General features: G+C 63.7%; 19 protein-coding genes. 13 read left to right on the top strand and 6 right to left on the bottom strand.

Annotated elements, in window-relative coordinates:
- Positions 1–221: 221 nt before the first annotated feature.
- From ACOSV0_RS01395 to ACOSV0_RS01405, 3 genes are all read right to left on the bottom strand, one after another.
- Positions 222–479: a BTH_I0359 family protein gene (locus ACOSV0_RS01395; protein ID WP_120344435.1), complete on the bottom strand. Its 258-nt coding sequence runs from the start codon at positions 477–479 to the stop codon at positions 222–224.
- A 531-nt stretch (positions 480–1,010) separates the two neighbouring features.
- Positions 1,011–2,297: a DUF3108 domain-containing protein gene (locus tag ACOSV0_RS01400; protein WP_434108243.1), complete on the bottom strand. Its 1,287-nt coding sequence runs from the start codon at positions 2,295–2,297 to the stop codon at positions 1,011–1,013.
- Between the two features lie 170 nt (positions 2,298–2,467).
- On the bottom strand, positions 2,468–3,517 hold the full coding sequence (locus tag ACOSV0_RS01405) for an IclR family transcriptional regulator (protein ID WP_434108244.1): 1,050 nt from the start codon (positions 3,515–3,517) through the stop codon (positions 2,468–2,470).
- 17 nt (positions 3,518–3,534) lie between these two features.
- Between ACOSV0_RS01405 and ACOSV0_RS01410 the strand changes: the two genes are divergently transcribed.
- From ACOSV0_RS01410 to rfaE2, 6 genes are all read left to right on the top strand, one after another.
- Positions 3,535–4,518 (top strand): fumarylacetoacetate hydrolase family protein, encoded by a 984-nt coding sequence (locus tag ACOSV0_RS01410; protein WP_434108245.1) that lies wholly within the window; start codon positions 3,535–3,537, stop codon positions 4,516–4,518.
- A 250-nt stretch (positions 4,519–4,768) separates the two neighbouring features.
- Complete coding sequence (locus ACOSV0_RS01415; protein ID WP_434108246.1) at positions 4,769–6,001, top strand: ABC transporter substrate-binding protein; 1,233 nt, start codon at positions 4,769–4,771, stop codon at positions 5,999–6,001.
- A gap of 102 nt (positions 6,002–6,103) precedes the next feature.
- On the top strand, positions 6,104–7,000 hold the full coding sequence (locus tag ACOSV0_RS01420; RefSeq protein ID WP_434108247.1) for an enoyl-CoA hydratase/isomerase family protein: 897 nt from the start codon (positions 6,104–6,106) through the stop codon (positions 6,998–7,000).
- A 190-nt stretch (positions 7,001–7,190) separates the two neighbouring features.
- Positions 7,191–7,964: a PhaM family polyhydroxyalkanoate granule multifunctional regulatory protein gene (locus tag ACOSV0_RS01425; RefSeq protein ID WP_434108248.1), complete on the top strand. Its 774-nt coding sequence runs from the start codon at positions 7,191–7,193 to the stop codon at positions 7,962–7,964.
- A gap of 593 nt (positions 7,965–8,557) precedes the next feature.
- Positions 8,558–9,430 carry a ferritin gene (locus ACOSV0_RS01430; RefSeq protein ID WP_028198988.1) on the top strand — a complete coding sequence of 291 codons (873 nt, stop codon included), beginning with the start codon at positions 8,558–8,560 and terminating at the stop codon, positions 9,428–9,430.
- A 229-nt stretch (positions 9,431–9,659) separates the two neighbouring features.
- Entirely contained in the window at positions 9,660–10,142 is a 483-nt protein-coding gene (gene rfaE2, locus ACOSV0_RS01435) for a D-glycero-beta-D-manno-heptose 1-phosphate adenylyltransferase (RefSeq protein WP_408214272.1), read from the top strand.
- Positions 10,143–10,231: 89 nt separating this feature from the next.
- Here the strand turns inward: rfaE2 and ACOSV0_RS01440 are convergent, their stop codons facing one another.
- The 3 genes from ACOSV0_RS01440 to ACOSV0_RS01450 form a co-directional block, all read right to left on the bottom strand.
- Entirely contained in the window at positions 10,232–10,471 is a 240-nt protein-coding gene (locus ACOSV0_RS01440; protein ID WP_434108250.1) for a hypothetical protein, read from the bottom strand.
- Positions 10,472–10,557: 86 nt separating this feature from the next.
- A complete protein-coding gene (locus ACOSV0_RS01445; protein WP_434108251.1) occupies positions 10,558–11,385 on the bottom strand; it encodes a type III pantothenate kinase in 828 nt (275 codons plus the stop codon).
- The gene (locus ACOSV0_RS01450; RefSeq protein ID WP_434108253.1) at positions 11,382–12,287 is read right to left on the bottom strand and encodes a biotin--[acetyl-CoA-carboxylase] ligase; all 906 of its coding nucleotides are present in this window, start codon (positions 12,285–12,287) and stop codon (positions 11,382–11,384) included. The genes ACOSV0_RS01445 and ACOSV0_RS01450 overlap by 4 nt, the downstream gene beginning before the upstream one ends.
- Before the next feature lie 106 nt (positions 12,288–12,393).
- Here ACOSV0_RS01450 and ACOSV0_RS01455 point away from each other — a divergent pair, with 106 nt between their 5' ends.
- The 7 genes from ACOSV0_RS01455 to ACOSV0_RS01485 all read left to right on the top strand — a co-directional run bounded on the left by ACOSV0_RS01455 (position 12,394) and on the right by ACOSV0_RS01485 (position 18,349).
- Positions 12,394–13,527 carry an MlaE family ABC transporter permease gene (locus ACOSV0_RS01455; RefSeq protein ID WP_434108255.1) on the top strand — a complete coding sequence of 378 codons (1,134 nt, stop codon included), beginning with the start codon at positions 12,394–12,396 and terminating at the stop codon, positions 13,525–13,527.
- Positions 13,524–14,402: an ABC transporter ATP-binding protein gene (locus ACOSV0_RS01460; RefSeq protein WP_434108256.1), complete on the top strand. Its 879-nt coding sequence runs from the start codon at positions 13,524–13,526 to the stop codon at positions 14,400–14,402. Before ACOSV0_RS01455 ends, ACOSV0_RS01460 begins: the two co-directional genes overlap by 4 nt.
- 16 nt (positions 14,403–14,418) lie before the next feature.
- On the top strand, positions 14,419–15,393 hold the full coding sequence (locus ACOSV0_RS01465) for an MlaD family protein (RefSeq protein WP_434108257.1): 975 nt from the start codon (positions 14,419–14,421) through the stop codon (positions 15,391–15,393).
- A gap of 29 nt (positions 15,394–15,422) precedes the next feature.
- Positions 15,423–16,061, top strand: a complete 639-nt coding sequence (locus tag ACOSV0_RS01470; RefSeq protein ID WP_434108258.1) for an ABC-type transport auxiliary lipoprotein family protein — start codon at positions 15,423–15,425, stop codon at positions 16,059–16,061.
- 31 nt (positions 16,062–16,092) lie between these two features.
- Positions 16,093–17,250: a VanZ family protein gene (locus ACOSV0_RS01475; protein ID WP_434108259.1), complete on the top strand. Its 1,158-nt coding sequence runs from the start codon at positions 16,093–16,095 to the stop codon at positions 17,248–17,250.
- A gap of 122 nt (positions 17,251–17,372) precedes the next feature.
- Entirely contained in the window at positions 17,373–17,696 is a 324-nt protein-coding gene (locus ACOSV0_RS01480; RefSeq protein WP_097391070.1) for a (2Fe-2S) ferredoxin domain-containing protein, read from the top strand.
- A gap of 8 nt (positions 17,697–17,704) precedes the next feature.
- Positions 17,705–18,349 carry an alpha/beta hydrolase gene (locus ACOSV0_RS01485; RefSeq protein ID WP_434108260.1) on the top strand — a complete coding sequence of 215 codons (645 nt, stop codon included), beginning with the start codon at positions 17,705–17,707 and terminating at the stop codon, positions 18,347–18,349.
- The last annotated feature ends 167 nt before the right edge of the window (positions 18,350–18,516 follow it).

The raw sequence follows: 18,516 nt of genomic DNA on the forward strand, positions 1-18,516 counted from the left end.
AGAGGAAACGGCCGGGGAAACTACGGTGGAAACGACAGGAGAAACGACGGTGGAAACGGCAGGAGAAACGACGGTGGAAACGACGGGGAAAACAAAACGGCCCAGTCAGGTGAAAGCCTGCTGGGCCGCGTTACTTCTGCTGACCGCCTTATAAAGGCCGCCGGGCGAGCCGGCTGGCGCGGTCGATGTAGGTCGCCAAATCGTTACGCTAGACCCTTCGGTTAGTGAAGAATCACCGGTTGATGCATCAGGCTGTCGAACTGCCCAAGGAATTCGTCTACTTCATCCAACGACGGTTCCTCTTCGATCAGTTTTTGCACGTGCTCGCGGAAACTCGCCGCCATTGCACCGTCTATGTAAATTTCGCGCTGCATGTTCTTGTCGACGATCTCGTAGCCACCCGACTTCATGGCCAGCGGACCTTCCTGCGGCGGAAACTCGACGACACAATAATTGGGGCTGTTGTAGATCATTTGCATGGCGACACTCCTTATTTCCGTTGGCTCCTGGCCGTTCCTGCGCCATAGGTGGAGCTTATGGTGTGGAATTCAAGGGGTGGGTCCGGATTGACGCTTGTATGTTCCGAACCTACCGGTTAGACCGGCTTTCCAAGAAACGTTTCAAGCAGTGCAGCAAAACGGTGAGATTGCTCGATGGGCGCAAGATGAACGGCCTCGAGCATGTGAACTGTGCGCCTTCGATGGCGTCTGCTATTGCCTGCGTGGCAGCAGGTGGCGTGCCCGTGTTGTGGCGGCCCCCATGGCCAAAGTCGGGCGACGTAGTGTTCCCAGCTTACCGCGTAGATCGAAATCGCGCAGGGCTTCGCATGCCATAGCGTAGTCTTCTGACAACGTATGGGCCGGCGCCTCCCGGATCGGCTCGATCGCTTCGGCGCGCGTTGCCTGAAAACCGGGCGCCGGCCAGCGGCTCAATGTCGCGCCAGGGATGTCATGCCGCGAGTCGGCCTTGTCGCGAAAGTGTCACGGGCCTGGTCGAGTCCCTATTCAGATTCAGGGCTTTTCGGGCAGGTTGCCAGGCGTGCTTGAATCGACTGATGAAGAAGGGGTGGTTTCGGGCATCGCTGCCGGTGCGCTGGAAGGTGGCTGGCTTGTCGAATTGTCAGGCGAAGTATTGCCGTTATTGCCGGTATCCCCGCTGCCATTGAGCGGACTGCCTGCGCTCTCCAGATTGAGCTTGCCGCGCCACACCAGTTCGAATTGCGTGCCGTTCGGCTCGGTCTGCATGATTCGCGCGGGCAACCAGCCGAGCGACGGCGCGAGCCATACGTCGATGCGGCGCAGATCTCCATCGTGGCGCGGCAAGCGCTTGAAGTGGCGCGTCTCGAGGTAACCCTGCGCCGTGCGAATGGTTTCGTCGCCGATCGTCTCGACGGGCCAGTTCTCGCCGCTGTCGTTATCGACCACGAAGAATTGCCGCGTCACGCCCGGCTTATAGGCGGCAGGGTCGCCGCGCACGAGAGCGGCGAGTTGCATCACCATGCTGAAACGGTCTTGCGCGCCGTCGGGCAGCGGCAGCGAGGCTGGAGTCCGCGTGAAAACGATCTTCTTGTCGGTACGATTGAAGATGGACACGTCTTCCGGGCGGCGGCCGCGCTTTTCGATGTATTGGTCCGGTGCGAGGCCGAATGCGTCGATGCGGCCATGGCTCGAATACACGAACGTGCCGACGAACGGCAACGGCACGGAGACGACCATCTCGTAGCTCTGTGCGTTGCTGGTCCAGTGAATTGTGCCGGGCTGGTTGCGCACGCCGTTGTAGAACGTGTCGTACTGAAGTTCCCCGGAAGGTGGAACGGAGAATTTCACGCCGGCTGAAGCTTGAGGCGCGCTGGCGGCGGCGGGCGCACTGGCCGTGCCGGCGGCGGATGCATTCGCATTGGCTTTGGCGTCAGGGATGTTCGCTGCGTCCGATGCACTCGCTACCGCATCCGATGCCGCCGTGACCGTGGGTGCCTGCTTTGCCGGTTGCGTCGCGGTCAACACGTGTTCGCGCGGCTTGCCCGCTGCTGCCTTGTGCACCGGCGCTGCGGCTCGCGGCGCTTCGGCGGCGGGTTTGCGCTCGATACGTTCGGGTGTCAGCAGTGCAACCTGCACGGGGACATGCGCGTTGTCCGATGGATTCAGCGTCGCGCGGTTGCGCTCGACCCACTGCGCCGCGATCCAATGAAGGACGGTCACTACTATCAGAACCGCCACCCATCGCCACGCCCGCAAACCGGCGCGCGGCCCGACGGGCGGCGTGCGATCAGAGCGGTGGGTGGCGGAAGGCGAGGACATGGGCAAATGAATGTGAACGGGCGGACAGTAACTGAATAGACGGGGCAACATACCCAAGGCCCCGGCCTGGCGGCAACGGTGAAAGCCGTCAGGTCTGGTGCCGATCGGACAGCGAACGGGTTCGACCGCCCACTGGCGAACGATGTTCCTGAACCCAACGCATCATTGCGTCAGCGTGGCGCGGCACTATACCCGAGCTCGTACGAGAGCTTTTGCGCACATTCACGCAGCGCCGTATCGATCTCGCCGCCCCAGCGGATATCGAATGCGCCTTCATGACCGAGCGCGATCAGGCCCAGCGCCAGATCGCCGGTCGAGTCGAACACCGGCATGCAGAACGCGTGGATGGTCGGCAGCAACATGCCTTCCACACGCGCCGCTTCATGCTGCCGCACTTCCGCCAGCACCCTTTCCATTTCTTCCCGCGTGCGCGGTCCGCCCATGTGCGACGAGCGGCGCGAGTCGGCCAGTTCGCGCTCCAGCATCGCAGCGGTCTTGCTCGACGGCAGATAGGCGGCAAACAGCAGGCCGGTGGCTGAGCTGAGGAGCGGCATCACGTCACCGAGCTTGAGCGACGCTTTGGCCGGATGGCTCGACTCCATCCAGTGAACCATCGTCGGACCCTGATTGCCCCATACGGCGATGCCCACCGTTAGATCGAGCCGGTCGCGCAGTTCGGCAAGCGCAATGCGCGCAAGCTTCACGCCGTCGACGCGGGCAAGCCGCGCGAGACCCAGTTGCAAGGCGAAGCCGCCCAGTTCGTAGCGGCCCGACAGGGGATCCTGTGCCACGACGCCAAGGCGCAGGAAGCTCACCAGATAGCGGTGCGCTTTCGCCGGACTCATGCCGGCGCGCTGAGCCAGATCGCGCAGCATCATCGCACGCGGTTCGTGGGTCAGCACCTCGAGCAACCTGAACCCGACTTCGATCGACTGGATGCCGGAGCGCAGTTTTTCCTCGCCGGTCTCGACGCTTTCGTCGTCGGATTCGGGTGCGTCGAGCGGTTCCTGCGGTTCAGCGGCGCCGGTGTCGGTACGGATCGCGCCGGAGCGGGCAATTGGAGGCATGAGCGAGGCGCATGGAGCGCGTTTTAAAGAAAGTGAGAAAGAAGCCGGGTCGGCCCCTGCAGCCGTGCCGCCACGTGGCGCAAACTGCCGCCGGGCAACGGCGCTTGGGCCGAGCCGATTCACCATCGTAGAATAGATTCCTTCTATCGTCACTAACGGTTCACGCCTCTATGAAACTTGCCACGCTGAAGGACGGCACGCGCGACGGTCAACTGATCGTCGTGTCCCGCGACCTGCACACCGCGGCCATCGCCGACGCGATCGCGCCCACCATGCAGCGCGTGCTCGACGACTGGGCGTTCTACGCGCCGCAATTGCAGGATCTGTACGACTCGCTCAACCAGGGCCGCGCGCGCAACACGTTCCCGTTCGACGCCAAAGAATGCATGGCGCCGTTGCCGCGAGCATTCCAGTGGGCCGACGGGTCGTCGTACGTGAACCATGTTGAGCTGGTGCGCCGCGCGCGTGGCGCAGAAATGCCGCCGGAATTCTGGACCGATCCGCTGATGTACCAGGGCGGCAGCGACGACTTTATCGGCCCGAAAGACGATGTGCTGTGCGCATCCGAGGAATTCGGCATCGACTTCGAAGCAGAAGTCGCCGTGATCACCACCGACGTGCCGATGGGCGCCACCCCTGACCAAGCCTTGAAGAGCGTGCGGCTGGTGACGCTCGTCAACGACGTCTCGCTGCGCAATCTGATTCCCGCCGAGCTGGCGAAGGGTTTCGGCTTTTTCCAGAGCAAGCCGGCCACGTCGTTCGCACCGGTCGCGGTGACGCCCGACGAACTCGGCGAGAGCTGGCGCGACGGGCGCGTGCACCGGCCCATGATCGTCCACTGGAACAACAGGAAAGTCGGCCAGCCGGACGCCGGCACCGACATGGTGTTCCACTTCGGCCAACTGATCTCGCACGCGGCGAAAACGCGCAACCTGCGCGCCGGCGCGATTGTCGGTTCGGGCACGGTGTCGAACAAGGACGCGAAGCGCGGCTACTGCTGCATCGCCGAAAAGCGCTGCCTCGAGACTATCGAGCACGGCGCGCCGCAAACCGAATTCATGAAGTTCGGCGATACCGTGAAGATCGAGATGTTCGATGAAGCGGGCAAGTCGATTTTCGGCTCGATCGATCAGGGTATCGCGCCGCTGGACTGACTTGCCGGTGTTGTGCGGTACGCGGCATGAAGACCGCGTCCGCACGCGCTTCGTCGTTTACGAAAGGGTTTCGCCCGATACCGGCACCACAACGCGCCGCTACACTGACTGGCGCGGCGCCGGGCTTGGGGCAGCGATTGTCCGCTGATCGCGGGGCCAACGCGAACCCGAACGCAAACCCGCACGTGAGCAGGGCACAAGCAGCACATCGGCAGTACATCAAAACGAAAAACCGACGTGAGGAGACAGCATGCCGCGATTTGAATCCATTGAACGAGCCACCCAGCGCGCCGGTGCATCGAGCGTGCGCGCAACCCTGCGGGCAACACCGGCGCGACGCGGGCTTGCCCGTCTTGCCGCCGCACTGTGTGCCGCGCTACCCGCCGTCGCCCTCGCGCAGGTGAAGATCGGTCTCGTGCTGTCGCTGACCGGGCCGGCTGCGTCGCTCGGCATTCCCGCACGCGACACCGCTACGCTGCTGCCCAAACAGATCGGCGGGCAGAGCGTCGAATACATCGTGCTCGACGACGCGTCCGACACCACGCAGGCCGTGCAGGACACCAAGAAGCTGATCTCCGAGAATCACGTCGACGCCATCATCGGCTCATCGATCACGCCGAATTCGCTCTCGATGATCGACGTGGTTGCCGACGGTGAAACACCGATGATCTCGCTGGCCTCGTCGGCGAAAATCATCGAACCTGTGGATGCGAAACGCCACTGGGTATTCAAGACTCCGCAGACCGACGCGATGATGGCATCGGCGATCGCCGAGCACGCCAGCGCGCACGGCGTCAAAACGATCGCGTTCATCGGCCAGGCCGACGCGCTCGGCGAAACTTTCTACACCGAAGTCGCAAAGTTCGCACAGTTGCATCACATCGATGTGGTGGCGAGCGAGCGCTTCAATCGCACCGATCCGAGCGTGACCGGCCAGGTCCTGAAGATTATCGCGACCCATCCGGATGCGGTGGTGGTCGGCGCGGCCGGCACGCCCGCCGCGCTGCCGCCGAAGACGCTCAGGGAGCGAGGCTACAAAGGACTGATCTATCACAATCATGGAGTCGGCAATAACGACTTCCTGCGTGTGTGCGGTGCCGACTGCAACGGCACATTCCTGCCCGCGAGCCCGGTGCTGGTCGCCGCGCAATTGCCGGTGGACCATCCGGCCAAACGTCTCGCGCTCGACTACATTGCGCGCTTCGAGGCATTGCGTGGACCGGGCAGTGTATCGGCATTCGGTTCGTACACGTGGGACGCCGGCATGCTGCTCAGCAACGCGATACCGATCGCGCTTAAAGTGGCCGCGCCCGGCACGCCGGAATTTCGCCGTGCGTTGCGCGACGCGCTGGAATCGACGCGTGGTCTCGCGGACACCAACGGCGTGGTCAACATGAGCGCCACGGATCACCTCGGGCTCGATCAACGGGCGCGTGTGATGGTCGAAATCAAGAATGCGAAGTGGGTTTACCAGCCGCATTAAAGTTTTGCCGGGTTTGCGCGGGGCCAGCGCGGAATATGGCGAATGTGCCCTTAGCTGAGGGCGCCGGTTTCAACAGACGTACCGATAGACGGATGGCTCACCATGTCTCAGACACCACACCGTAACGACGCGTTTTATGCGCACTACCAGTCGCTGCAATTGCACCGTCACCCGCACGGTGTGCTCGAAGTCGTGATGAGCGGCGAGGGCGCGAACAAAAGCGGGCTTGCCACCGCTAACGCGCGGATGCACTTCGAACTCGCCGAAATCTGGCGCGATATCGACCGGGATCCCGATACGCGTGTCGCGATCATTCGCGGGGAGGGCAAGGGCTTTTCGGCAGGCGGCGATCTGCAACTGGTCGAAGACATGGCGACCGATTTCGACGTCCGCGCACGCGTGTGGCGCGAGGCGCGCGATCTGGTCTACAACGTGATCAATTGCAGCAAACCGATCGTTTCAGCGATGCATGGCCCGGCCGTCGGCGCGGGGCTGGTGGCCGGACTGCTCGCCGATATCTCGATCGCGACGAAGTCGGCACGCATTATCGACGGCCATACGCGTCTGGGCGTGGCCGCGGGAGATCACGCGGCCATCGTCTGGCCGCTCCTGTGCGGCATGGCGAAGGCCAAGTATTACCTGCTGCTGTGCGAGCCGGTGAGCGGCGAGGAGGCTGAGCGGATCGGCCTCGTGTCGCTTGCCGTCGACGAAAACGATTTGCGGCCCAAAGCATTCGAAGTCGCGCAGAAACTGGCCAACGGTTCGCAAACGGCGATTCGTTGGACCAAGTACGCGCTGAACAACTGGCTGCGTTCGGCGGGGCCGGCGTTCGATACGTCGCTGGCACTGGAGTTCATGGGTTTCGCCGGACCGGATGTGCGCGAAGGGGTGAGCTCGCTGCGCGAGCGGCGCGCGCCGGATTTCGGCGGCGCGGACCCGTGGAGCGGGCAGCGGCGGCAGGCGCCGGGCGGTGACGCCTCGGGCGGCGATCGCTCGTGAAAACCGGGGGTCCGGCGCGTGTTGCGTAAAGCCCCGCCGGTCGGCCCTTGAGGTCCCCCGCGAGTAACGCAAACAGCGGCCTAAACCAGCTCAAACTAAGCGCGGTTCGTGGCGTCTCGCGCGGTATGATCGAATCAGACGCGCGCGGGACGGCGCTATTTCCTTCCCTTTATGCAGCGAGGCGACAAGCATGACCGATACACCTGGCACCACGCCGCCCTTTCCCGGCTTTCCCGGTTTCCCGCCCGCTGAAATGCTCGAACGCATGTGGGGCATGATGCGTCTCTCGCCGTTCAACTCGGCGTTTTCGGGCGCGCAGCCTGGCAGCAGCCTCGGGCCGTCGCTGTCGATGATGTCCGACATGATGGCGCCGCTGACCAACGTCGAAGAACTCGACAAACGCATCACCGATATGCGCGCGGTCGAGCAGTGGCTCAAGCTGAATCTGAATATGCTGCAGTCCGCCATTCAGGCGCTCGAAGTGCAGCGCGCCACGCTCGCGACGCTGCGAGCGTTCGGCGCGTTCGCGCAGTCGTCGATGGCGCAGCCGGTCGGCGCTGCGGCGAGTCCCGCGCCGGCCGGCTGGCCGCATTCGGAGACTTCCTCGGCTTCGAGCAGCGCGAGTTCATCGGCCGCCGCCGAGCCGGCAGCCGACGAAGGCGCGGCCGCCGCGCCGCCGCCGTTCGACGCCTCTGCCTGGTGGAATCTGCTGCAATCGCAGTTCAATCAGATCGCCCAGTTTGCGACGACGCAGGCAGGTGCGGCAGACGGTTCGACGACGGGCTCGCCAGAGGGCGCGGCGAGTGCTTCGGCGTCGGCAGGGAAAGCGGCTGACGCGCCGAATGCGGACGCAGGGGCCGCCAAACGGCCGGCAGCGAAACGGGCAGCCACGCCGACTTCAACGTCCGCGAAGCGCGCCGGTAGTTCGAGCGCCGCGCCGCCGGCGCCGAAAAAGTCTATTTAACGGCAGGAAGGGAACCGGGCAGCGCGACCCGTGCGACGAGGGGGCAAAGGGCGCAAAGCCAGACAGGCCGGCGAGCCAAACCAGGTGAATTCGCACCTGTCATGGTTTTGACCCCGATCGTCGGCCACACTTCGCGAATCGGCTGATTTATTGAGAGTGATCAATCAGGCACCGGATTTGCGTCTCCTAAGGTACGGGAACCGTAAATTCAGCGTGCTATCATTGTGTAAGCTTCATTTGGCTTTTGGGCGTGCGCTGAAAACAACCAATCCGGCCGCCCTTGCTCCATTCGTCGCCGGTACCACCGGCGCAGGGCTGGACGGTGCGGATTCATCGCAGACTGGCTCGACCTCAGGCATAGGGTATCCCTCACCCACGGTTGGCCGCGTAGCGCGTAACTTCTGGTTAGCAGCGCCGCGCAATCGCCTGGACTTCTTTGCTGCCCGGTGCATCTAGGCGGCGGATTACCGCGTAAAATTGAATGCTTGGCCGATAAACGATACCCCAAACGGTGCGTTTCGTTCGTCATAAGCAAAAGTGCTACACGTAGTAGTTACAGACACAGACAGTATGCGCAGAACAGGGGTGGGACTATGAACACCATGCTTTATCCGGAACTTTATAAATCGCTCGAATCCGTTCGATGGGACATGGAGAAAGACATTCCCTGGGACAAGTTCGATGCATCGCTATTGACCGACGAGCAGGCTGCGACGATCAAGATGAATGCGATCACCGAATGGTCGGCGTTGCCCGCCACGGAAATGTTCCTGCGTGACAACCATCACGACAGCGATTTCTCCGCATTCATGAGCGTGTGGTTCTTCGAAGAACAGAAGCATTCGCTGGTGTTGATGGAATATCTGCGGCGTTTCAAGCCGGAAATGTGCCCAACCGAAGAGGAACTGCATGCGGTGCGCTTCGAATTCGACCCGGCGCCGCCGCTCGAAACGCTGATGCTGCACTTCTGCGGCGAAATCCGTCTGAATCACTGGTATCGCCGTGCTGCCGAATGGCACACCGAGCCGGTCATCAAGGCCATCTACGAAACCATTTCGCGCGACGAAGCGCGTCATGGCGGCGCGTACCTGCGCTACATGAAGAAAGCGATGGTGCAAACCGGCGACATCGCGCGTGCTGCGTTCGCCAAGATCGGCGTTCTGATGGCATCGGCGCGCCGCACGGAAAAGCCGCTGCATCCGACCAACCTGCACGTGAATCAGGCGCTGTTCCCGCGCGACACGATTCAATCGCGTCTGCCGGATCCGGAATGGCTCGAGCGCTGGCTCGACGAGCAGATCCGTTTCGACGACGGCTGGGAAAAGAAGGTGGTCGAGCGGATTCTGCACAACCTGTCGATTCTGTTCGAGCGCACGTTCAATACGGCGCAGGAATTGAACCGTTACCGCAAGGAAGTCGTCGCGCGCTTGCAAGCCGATCAGAAGTCGGCTGAACAGCCGGCATGATGGGTTCCGGCTCGCAGGTTGAGCCGTTGGCTTAAGTCTGCTGATCCAGGGTTGAGGGCTTGAGTCCGCGGGTTTGGGTTCGCGGGTTTGGGTTCGATCCGGCGTTAGCACCGCGAACCGGTTAAGGTTTTTAAGAACGGCCCGGCAGGCGTGAGCTTGCTGGGCCGTTTTGCTTCATGCCGTTCGCCGTGTATCGTGGCGGCACTTCTCTTTTCTTTGCGATTCCGTTATGGCTGCCACCTTTGAACGCAAGATGTTGACGCGCGATGCGCTAGTGAAGCTTCGTGCTTCGATGTCCGCGCCGGTTGTATTTACCAACGGGGTGTTCGACATCCTGCATCGCGGGCATGTGACTTATCTTGCCGATGCCAAAGCGCTCGGCGCTTGCCTGATTGTCGGCGTCAATAGCGATGCTTCCGTGCGCATGCTAGGCAAGGGGGATGACCGGCCGATCAATAACGAGTCTGATCGGATGGCGTTGCTGGCGGCGCTGGAGAGCGTCGATTATGTGGTTTGTTTTGGCGAGAAAACGCCTGTGGAGCTGATCTCGGCACTGCGGCCCGATGTGCTCGTCAAAGGTGGCGACTACGATATGGATGCTTTACCTGAATCGGCCATTGTGCGTGGCTGGGGCGGTAAGGCTTTGGCAATTCCCTTCGAGCACGACCGCTCGACCACCGCACTGCTGAAGAAGGTTCGAGCGCAAGGCTGATGTTTTTGCGTGCGCGGCGCCTTTTTCTATTCGCCGATATCGCGTGGGATGTAGGCGTGTGGCAGTGCCTCTAGCACCCTCCGTCGCCTTTACTGCGGCAACGCCGATGCCGCTATCGGCGCCACCGGTGCCGGACCGCCTACCACCGCCTGATCGGCGGCTTCGGCAGCCGTGACGGGGCGCACCTTCAACCACTCCGCGTGGAACTGGCGATTCAGATGGTTCGGCTCGCGGCCGCCGGCTGTGGGCGCCGGGCCGAACACGCCGCGTACTGCGACGAATGCCAGCATGTTGGCAAGAAATAATATGGCGATCAGCCAGCGCAGCATCGTTAGTATTCCCCGTCCATAAGTTCAGCCACCGTTATCTCGCCGCTATTCCAACACTATTCCGCCGTGATCCGAAAGGTCGCGGCTCAGGCGTCGCGTTCTGCTGCGCGTTCGGCAGCAATCAGCGCAAGTCCGGACAGCACCAGCGAATCGTGGCGAGTATGCGGCACTTTTAATGCACTTGTCACTTCGTCCACCGCGCCGCCGCTCACCACCAGACGCACCGGCACCTGCCATTCGTCCTGCAAGTCACGCCACATGCGCTCGATCAAACCGGCTTGCGCCAACGTGCATCCGGCCGATAACGAGCGTGGCGTGTCCGTCGCGAAGAACGGGCCGCGGCGCTCGCGATCAGACGGGGCGCCTGCGTCGAGCAAGCCGCGCGCCGCGTTGGCGTCGAGCGTCGGTAGTTGCGCCGTGTGCTCGCCTAGCGAACGCATCATCAAGGTCCAGCCCGGCGCAATCAGCCCGCCGACAAAGCAGCCGTCCGCGCGCAACGCTTCAAGCGTGGTCGCCGTGCCGAACGTCGCAATGAGCAGATTCTCGCCGGGAAACGCCGCGTGCGCTCCAATCAGCCCGGCCCAGCGGTCGCTGCCGAGCGCATGTGGTGTCGTGTAGCTATTGGTCACGCCGCATTGGTGCGCAGAGGCGCGGATCGTCGTGAGCGGCAGTTGCGGCCAGTGAGCGCCGAGTAGTGCGGCAATTCGTGCCGCGACACTTTCGCCGGCGACGTTCGATAACCATGCGCCGCCCGGCACCGGCAAATTCGACCAGTCGGGTTGATCAGCATCAGCATCAGTACCGCCGTGCGCGAGCGCGCCGGCGGCGATCTGCGTACCGTCCGGCTGCACCAGCGCCCACTTGACGCGGCTATTGCCCGCGTCGATCAACAGATAAGGCGCGCCGCTCGTCATGCAGCACCGTCGGCCAGACGCAGCGAGACGTCACCGGTCGCGACGGTCAGACGGCCCGCCGCCGTGTTGAGCAGCAGTTGTCCGCGCTCGTCCACGCCCGCAGCCACGCCGCGCGCCAGTTCTTTACCTTGCTCCAGCAAAACGACTTCCCGGCCCGCGTAGGCGTGCACGGCGTTCCAGCGCGCCTGGAACGGCGCGAAGCCTTCGGCGCCAAAGCGCTGCAACGCGGGTTCGAGCGCATTCAGCTCCGCCGCCAGCGTATCGGTGAGGTTCGCATTCGGCAGCGCGCGTTGCAGCGCGGTCGGCACGGTGCCGCGCGCTTGCGCCGGCACATCCGCGTTCAGTGCGCCGACCTTGGCGGCGAGCTCGTCCGCGCCCTTCACATTGGTGCCGATGCCGATCACCACGGCGCTCGCGTCATCCGTGCTCCACGCGGTTTCGATCAGGATGCCGGCCAGCTTGTCGCCTTCGAGCAGCACGTCGTTAGGCCACTTCAGCGCGATCTGTCCTGGCCCCGCCACCGGCAACGAGCGCAGACCGTCGACCAACGCCACGCCCACCGCGAGACTCAAGCCTGCCAGCCCTTCGAGCGGGCGCGGCAGCACGCATGCCACCGAAAACAGCAGCGCATTGCCCGGCTCGGCATACCATGGGCGGCCACGGCGGCCGCGGCCCGCGGTTTGCAGATACGCGACCCGCACGATCGGCCGTGGCAGCGCGTTGGCTTTGCGCGGCAATGCTTTGACGCGCGTCATCAGGTCGGCGTTGGTCGAGCCGGTTTCCTCGACGATTTCGATCGGCCAGTCATGCGCATGCGGACCGAATAGCGCGACGGCGCGCTCGCGGTCGATGCGCCAGTCGGACGCCGCAGCGGCTTGGGGTGGGGTCTTGGAAGCGTTCATGCCTCATATTGTAGCGACAGCGAACGCTGCGAGCCTGCGAGCACGGTTCATCCGCCGCGCGTTCGCTACAATGGCCCTTAATCCGATAACCAGATTGCAGCGATCCTTGAACTACGACACTCCGCCCGGCCTTGAAGTCGCGGCAGGCAGCCAAGGCAAGATCGTCCGGCTCTCGGGCCAGTGGACGGCGCTCGCGCTCGCGCGCGACAAGGCCACTGGCCACGTGATTCCGCTGTTGCGTTCGCTGGTCGGTGCTGAAGGCATCCGCCAGTGGGATCTGTCGCGTATCGACCGGATGGACCACGTCGGCGGTCAGGCGTTGTGGCGCGTGTGGGGCCACAAGATGCCCCCGGACACCACGCTCACCGATACGCAACGCGACATTTTCGAGCGCATCGCGCTACTCGACACAGTGCGCGAAAAGGCCGAGCCGGTGGTCAAGTTCGACCCGTTCACCCGGCTGGGCCTCGCAATCTTTTCGTTCTTCGAACATCTGTACGGCGGATTCGGCATGTTCGGGCAGGTTGTGCTCGATCTCCTCGCGATCGTGCGCAAACCGAAAATCACGCCGTGGACCGAAATCTCGGCCAACATTTATAACGCCGGCACCAAGGCGTTGCCGATCACCGCGCTGGTCGCGTTTCTGATCGGCATCGTGCTGAGCTATCTGTCGGCGCAGCAACTGCGGCTTTTTGGCGCGAATCAGTACATCGTCAATATTCTTGGTTTGTCGGTGATTCGCGAACTGGGGCCGGTGCTGTCGGCGATTCTGGTGGCGGGCCGCTCGGGCTCGGCGATTACCGCGCAGATCGGCGTGATGCGCGTCACCGAAGAACTCGACGCCATGCGCGTGATGGGCATCCCGCATGGGCTGCGGCTGATCCTGCCGCGCGTGCTCGCGCTTGGCGTGGCTATGCCGCTTCTCGTGATGTGGACCAATATCATCGCGTTGACGGGCGGCGCGCTCGCCGCGAAGATCGTGCTCGGTATCGACATGAGCTACTTCGCGCGCGCATTGCCCGGCGTCGTGCCGGTTGCGAATCTGTGGATCGGCCTCGGCAAGGGCGTCGCGTTCGGCATGCTGATCGCGATCGTCGGCTGTCACTTCGGTTTCCGTATCAAGGCCAATTCGCAAAGCCTCGGCGAAGGCACGACGACCTCGGTGGTGACCTCGATCACCATCGTGATTCTCGCGGACGCGGTGTTCGCGATCCTCTTCCAGAACGTGGGGCTCGGATGATCGCGCCACTCACCCAGGCCGTACGCGGCCAACCGATGCCCGAGATCGCGGAGCCGGTGATCGAGGTGATCGACATCACCAAGCGCTACGGCCGCAACATCGTGCATCAGCATCTGAATTTCGACGTGCGGCGCGGCGAGATCGTCTCGATCGTCGGCGGATCGGGCTCGGGCAAGACCACGCTGGTGCGGCAGATTCTCGGCCTGGAGCGGCCTTCGTCGGGAACCATCAAGCTGTTTGGTCAGGACATTGCCACTATTTCGCCTGAGACCGCGCTGCTCATGCGCAGCCGCTCCGGAATGCTGTTTCAGCGCGGCGCGTTGTTCTCGTCGCTCTCGGTGTTCGACAACGTCGCGCAGCCCTTGCGCGAACTCGGCAAGGTGCCCGCAGATTTGCTGCGCGACATCGTGATGCTCAAGCTCGAGATGGTCGGCCTGCCGTGCAAGCACGCGTCGAAGATGCCGTCGGCGCTGTCGGGCGGCATGATCAAGCGCGTGGGGATCGCGCGCGCGATCGCGCTCGAACCGGAGTTGCTATTTCTCGACGAACCGACGGCCGGCCTCGATCCGCAGGCGTCGGATGAATTCGTCGAGCTGATCTCCTCGCTGCATCGCGCGCTCGGGCTGACGGTGGTGATGGTCACGCACGATCTCGACACGATGATCGCGCTGTCCACCCGCGTCGCCGTGCTGGCGGATCGCAAGGTGCTGGTCGCTGCGCCGGTCGAAGAGGCGGCGGGCGTCGATCATCCTTTTATCCGCGAATATTTCCTCGGCCTGCGCGGGCGTCGCGCGCTGCAGGCGCTGCCGCCGGAACGCCGCGCGAAATTGCCGCGCGCCGCGCTCGAATCGGCATCGTCCGAATTGCCGCTGTGAACCAGGGAACCTGACAATGGAAAATAAATCACATGCCTTCTGGGCAGGGATCTTCACGGTGGCCCTGCTGGCTGCGATCGCGGTGGCGGCTTTTTTGTTCAACGTCGACCGGTCCGTGCGGGTGCCGTACGATCTGATTGCGCGCACCAATGTGACGGGGCTGTATACCGACGCGGCGGTGCGCTATCGCGGGCTCGACGTCGGCAAGGTGCAGTCGATCAAATTCGATCGGGATCATCCGGGACAAATTCTGATCCGCATTCTCGTCGACACGCACGCGCCGATTACGCACTCCACGTTCGGCAGCCTGGGTTTCCAGGGCGTGACGGGTATCGCCTTTATCCAGCTGGATGACAATGGGCGCGATCCGACACCGCTCGCGTCGTCGCCGAAAGACGTGGCGCAATTGCCGATGCGTCCGGGCTTGCTCGATCAGTTGCAGCAGCGCGGCGACATCTTGTTGCGCAAACTCGAAAAAGTCACCGACGACGTCGACAATCTGTTGTCGCCGGAAATGGTCAACCAGTTGCAAGGCACGGCGGCGAGTATTCAGAAGGCCGCTGACGGCGTCTCCACGCTGACCCAGCAGATGGCGCCGGCAGCCGGCAAGCTGCCCGCCACGATCAACGCACTGGATCGCACGCTGGCGTCGACCAATCAGTTGATCACCAGTCTGAACCGCCCGGACGGGCCGTTCGAGACCAACCTGAACAAGGTCGGCACGGCGGCGCAGCAGGCGGGCGATGCGCTGGTGTCGATGGATAGCTCGATCCAGGAGTTGTCGGCGCGCGTCGGGTACGACACGCTGCCACGCGTTAATTCGCTCGCTGAAGACGTGCGCTCCGCAGCCCGTTCCGTGGATCGCGCGGCCGATACGTTCAGCACCAATCCGCGCAGTGTGCTGTTCGGTGCGCCGAGCGCGGCGCCGGGTCCTGGCGAGGCGGGTTTCTCGTGGCCTGCCGCCCGCGCCGCGGCGCCCGCTGCCAAATGAATTGAAGGTTTGAAGAAAGGAAGATTGTCATGTCACGCTTGGCTCATCGCTTGACTCACCGATTGTTGTCCTCGAGCAGCGCGCTTGCGATGCTGCTCGCGTTCGGCGTGCTGGCTGCGGGATGCGCAGGAAATCCCGCGGCGATCTCGGACATCCGTTACGACCTCGGGCCGCCGAACCCGGCCGCCTCGGCCGGCATTCAGCCGGCCGTGAAGGTGCTCGACGTCACCGCGCCCGACACGCTCGAGTCCGACAAGCTGATTTACCGGCTCAGCTACGCCGACGCGCAGCAGACCGCGTCGTACGCGAATAGCCACTGGACCATGGCGCCCTCGCAGTTGCTGACGCAGCGGCTGCGCAGCGCGCTCAGTTCGCGCGGCACTGTGCTGACCGGTGCGGACGGCGTGCGCGCTCCGGTGTTGAAGGTCGATCTGAGCGAGTTCGAGCAGGTTTTCGATAGCCAGTCGGAAAGCCACGCTGCAATCACGGCGCGCGCCACGCTGACGCAAAACGGCAAGGTGATCGGCCAGCGCACCTTCATTGCGCGCGCGCCGTCCAGTTCGGCGGACGCCGCCGGCGGTGCACAGGCGCTCGCCGCCGCCAGCGACGACCTCGTCTCGCAGATCAGCGCGTGGCTCGGCGCGCAGGCGCTGGTCGCCGCGCAATGAGCGGGCTGCAGCGCACGCTTCGGAGCGCTGCATGAGCGTTAAACCCTGGCAGCGCCGTCCTTCGGCGCTCGCCCGGCAGGCACTGGCGTTGTACGCGGCGCTGATCGTCTACGGCTCGTGGTATCCGTTTTCCGGCTGGCGTTCGCTCGGCCTCGCTCCGTTTGCCTATCTGTTCGATCCCATGCCGCAGTACCTGACGGCGTTCGACGTCGTCACCAACGTGCTCGGCTATATGCCGTTCGGCGCGCTGGTGGTGCTCGCGGTGTATCCGCGCTGGCGGGGCACGCTGGCCGTGGCCCTGGCCTTCGTGCTCGGCGGCTTGCTGTCGGGCGTGATGGAAGCAGTGCAAACCTATCTGCCGACGCGCGTGGCCTCCAACCTCGATCTGGCCGCCAATGCGCTTGGCGCGCTGCTCGGCGCGGCGATCATGTCGCCTGCCACTGGCGCGCTGCTCGACCGTGGCTTGCTGCGGCGTCTGCGGCTGCTGTGGTTCGAGCGCGACACGGCGGCGCTCGTGTGCCTTGTCGCCTCATGGCCGTTCGCGACGATGTACCCGGCGCCACGCCTCTTCGGTCTCGGCAACTGGCCGCGCGAACTTTGGCTGCGTTTCGATTCGACAACGCAGGATGCCTTGCTTGCGTGGACGCCGTCGGCCTGGCACGTCGGCGCGTGGCCGGCGCTGACTGCCGCCTGGTTGCCGGACGACGCCTGGGAAGCCGTCATTACCACGCTCAACCTGTTCGCCGCGCTCGCCCTGGCCTCGCTGCCCGTGCGCCGCCACGCGCCGCTCGTGCGCCTGTTGATGGTGTTTATCGTCATGACCTTGTGCGTCAAGGCGGGCGCGACCTTTCTGCAGTCGCAATCCGGCCTTGCATTCGACTGGGCGACGCCCGGCGCACTGGCGGGACTCGTGTGCGGGACCGTCGCGGCACTCCTGGCGCTGCGCCTGCGGCGCAGGTCGCGTGCGGCGCTCGCGGCCTGCGCGCTCATGGTGGCGCTGGTGTTCGTCAACCTGCTGCCGGTGAATCCCTATTTCGATGCCGTGCTGGCCGACTGGCGCCAGGGCCGGTATCTGCATTTCAACGGTCTCGCGCACTGGATCGCGTGGATCTGGCCGTATGCGGCGCTGGTGTGGCTCGCCTATCTCGTCGAACAGGTGTGGCTCAAGCGGCGCGTGACGCACGTATGAAGCGCGTATGAAGCAAGGGCGCGCGACCGCCGGCCCCGCTCGCTATAATCTTCCGCACAACAGGCGCGCTGTGGCGCTTCCAGCGCCATTCCCACTCTTACAGTCTCGCCCTTCCGGACATCATGGACTCCTACTACAAGTACCACGTCTTCTTCTGTCTTAATCAGCGCGATCCCGGCGCGGAGCGTCCGAGCTGCGCCAATTGCAATGCGCAGGCGATGCAGGAACACGCGAAAAAGCGCGTGAAGCAACTCGGCCTTGCCGGCCCCGGCCAGGTGCGGATCAACAAGGCCGGCTGTCTCGAGCGTTGCGAACTCGGACCGGCGCTGGTCGTGTATCCGGAAGGCGTCTGGTACACGTACGTCGACGAGAGCGATATCGATGAAATTGTCGATTCGCACCTTGTCAACGGCAAGATTGTCGAGCGTCTGAAAATCGATCAATAAGCGTCGCCATGAACGGTCATACAAAGAAATATCTGATCGACGGCCCGGTCGGCAAGATCGAGGTCGCGCTGGATCTGCCCGACGGCATGCGCGAAAACGGCGCTGCGCCGCGCGGCATCGCGCTGGTCGCGCACCCGCATCCGCTGTTCGGCGGCACGATGGACAACAAGGTCGCACAGACGCTCGCGCGCACGCTTGTGCAGTTGAACTACGTGACGTACCGCTCGAATTTCCGGGGTGTCGGCGAAACGCAAGGCGAGCATGACGCCGGCATCGGCGAGCGCGACGATCTGCGCGCCGTGCTCGACCACATGCGCGCGCAAGCCGGGCAGGGCGATCTGCCCCTCGTGCTGGCGGGTTTTTCGTTCGGCACGTTTGTGCTGTCGCATGTGGCCGCGAAGCTGCGCGAAGAAGGTCAGGCGATTGAGCGGATCGTGTTCGTCGGCACGGCGGCGAGCCGTTGGGAAGTCGCACCGGTACCGGAAAACACGCTCGTGATTCACGGCGAAACCGACGATACGGTTCCCATTCAGTCGGTTTACGACTGGGCGCGGCCGCAGGAATTGCCCGTTGTCGTGATTCCGGGGGCAGAGCATTTTCTGCATCGCAAGCTGCACGTCCTGAAGCGGATCATCGTCGACGCGTGGCGTTAAATCGGCATATGCGGGACACACGCGCGGCACACGCCGGGCGCGTGCGGGACGCATCGCGCGTGTTTTCCGGGGTACAGGTACGTGCAAACGCAAATTAATCGACGCCCTTTGCTCAAAGATACCAGGATAGCGCGCGTATAATGGGCGCTCTTTTTTGGGCGCAGCAC

Source organism: Paraburkholderia caffeinilytica (assembly GCF_051027425.1).
Classification (GTDB): Bacteria; Pseudomonadota; Gammaproteobacteria; order Burkholderiales; family Burkholderiaceae; genus Paraburkholderia; species Paraburkholderia caffeinilytica_A.

Coding starts and splice junctions, on each gene's coding strand:
- ACOSV0_RS01395 (WP_120344435.1), bottom strand. CDS start 479: ATGCAAATGATCTACAACAGCCCCAATTATTGTGTCGTCGAGTTTCCG.
- ACOSV0_RS01400 (WP_434108243.1), bottom strand. CDS start 2,297: ATGTCCTCGCCTTCCGCCACCCACCGCTCTGATCGCACGCCGCCCGTC.
- ACOSV0_RS01410 (WP_434108245.1), top strand. CDS start 3,535: ATGAAACTTGCCACGCTGAAGGACGGCACGCGCGACGGTCAACTGATC.
- ACOSV0_RS01415 (WP_434108246.1), top strand. CDS start 4,769: ATGCCGCGATTTGAATCCATTGAACGAGCCACCCAGCGCGCCGGTGCA.
- ACOSV0_RS01420 (WP_434108247.1), top strand. CDS start 6,104: ATGTCTCAGACACCACACCGTAACGACGCGTTTTATGCGCACTACCAG.
- ACOSV0_RS01425 (WP_434108248.1), top strand. CDS start 7,191: ATGACCGATACACCTGGCACCACGCCGCCCTTTCCCGGCTTTCCCGGT.
- ACOSV0_RS01430 (WP_028198988.1), top strand. CDS start 8,558: ATGAACACCATGCTTTATCCGGAACTTTATAAATCGCTCGAATCCGTT.
- rfaE2 (WP_408214272.1), top strand. CDS start 9,660: ATGGCTGCCACCTTTGAACGCAAGATGTTGACGCGCGATGCGCTAGTG.
- ACOSV0_RS01440 (WP_434108250.1), bottom strand. CDS start 10,471: ATGCTGCGCTGGCTGATCGCCATATTATTTCTTGCCAACATGCTGGCA.
- ACOSV0_RS01445 (WP_434108251.1), bottom strand. CDS start 11,385: ATGACGAGCGGCGCGCCTTATCTGTTGATCGACGCGGGCAATAGCCGC.
- ACOSV0_RS01450 (WP_434108253.1), bottom strand. CDS start 12,287: ATGAACGCTTCCAAGACCCCACCCCAAGCCGCTGCGGCGTCCGACTGG.
- ACOSV0_RS01460 (WP_434108256.1), top strand. CDS start 13,524: ATGATCGCGCCACTCACCCAGGCCGTACGCGGCCAACCGATGCCCGAG.
- ACOSV0_RS01465 (WP_434108257.1), top strand. CDS start 14,419: ATGGAAAATAAATCACATGCCTTCTGGGCAGGGATCTTCACGGTGGCC.
- ACOSV0_RS01470 (WP_434108258.1), top strand. CDS start 15,423: ATGTCACGCTTGGCTCATCGCTTGACTCACCGATTGTTGTCCTCGAGC.
- ACOSV0_RS01475 (WP_434108259.1), top strand. CDS start 16,093: ATGAGCGTTAAACCCTGGCAGCGCCGTCCTTCGGCGCTCGCCCGGCAG.
- ACOSV0_RS01480 (WP_097391070.1), top strand. CDS start 17,373: ATGGACTCCTACTACAAGTACCACGTCTTCTTCTGTCTTAATCAGCGC.
- ACOSV0_RS01485 (WP_434108260.1), top strand. CDS start 17,705: ATGAACGGTCATACAAAGAAATATCTGATCGACGGCCCGGTCGGCAAG.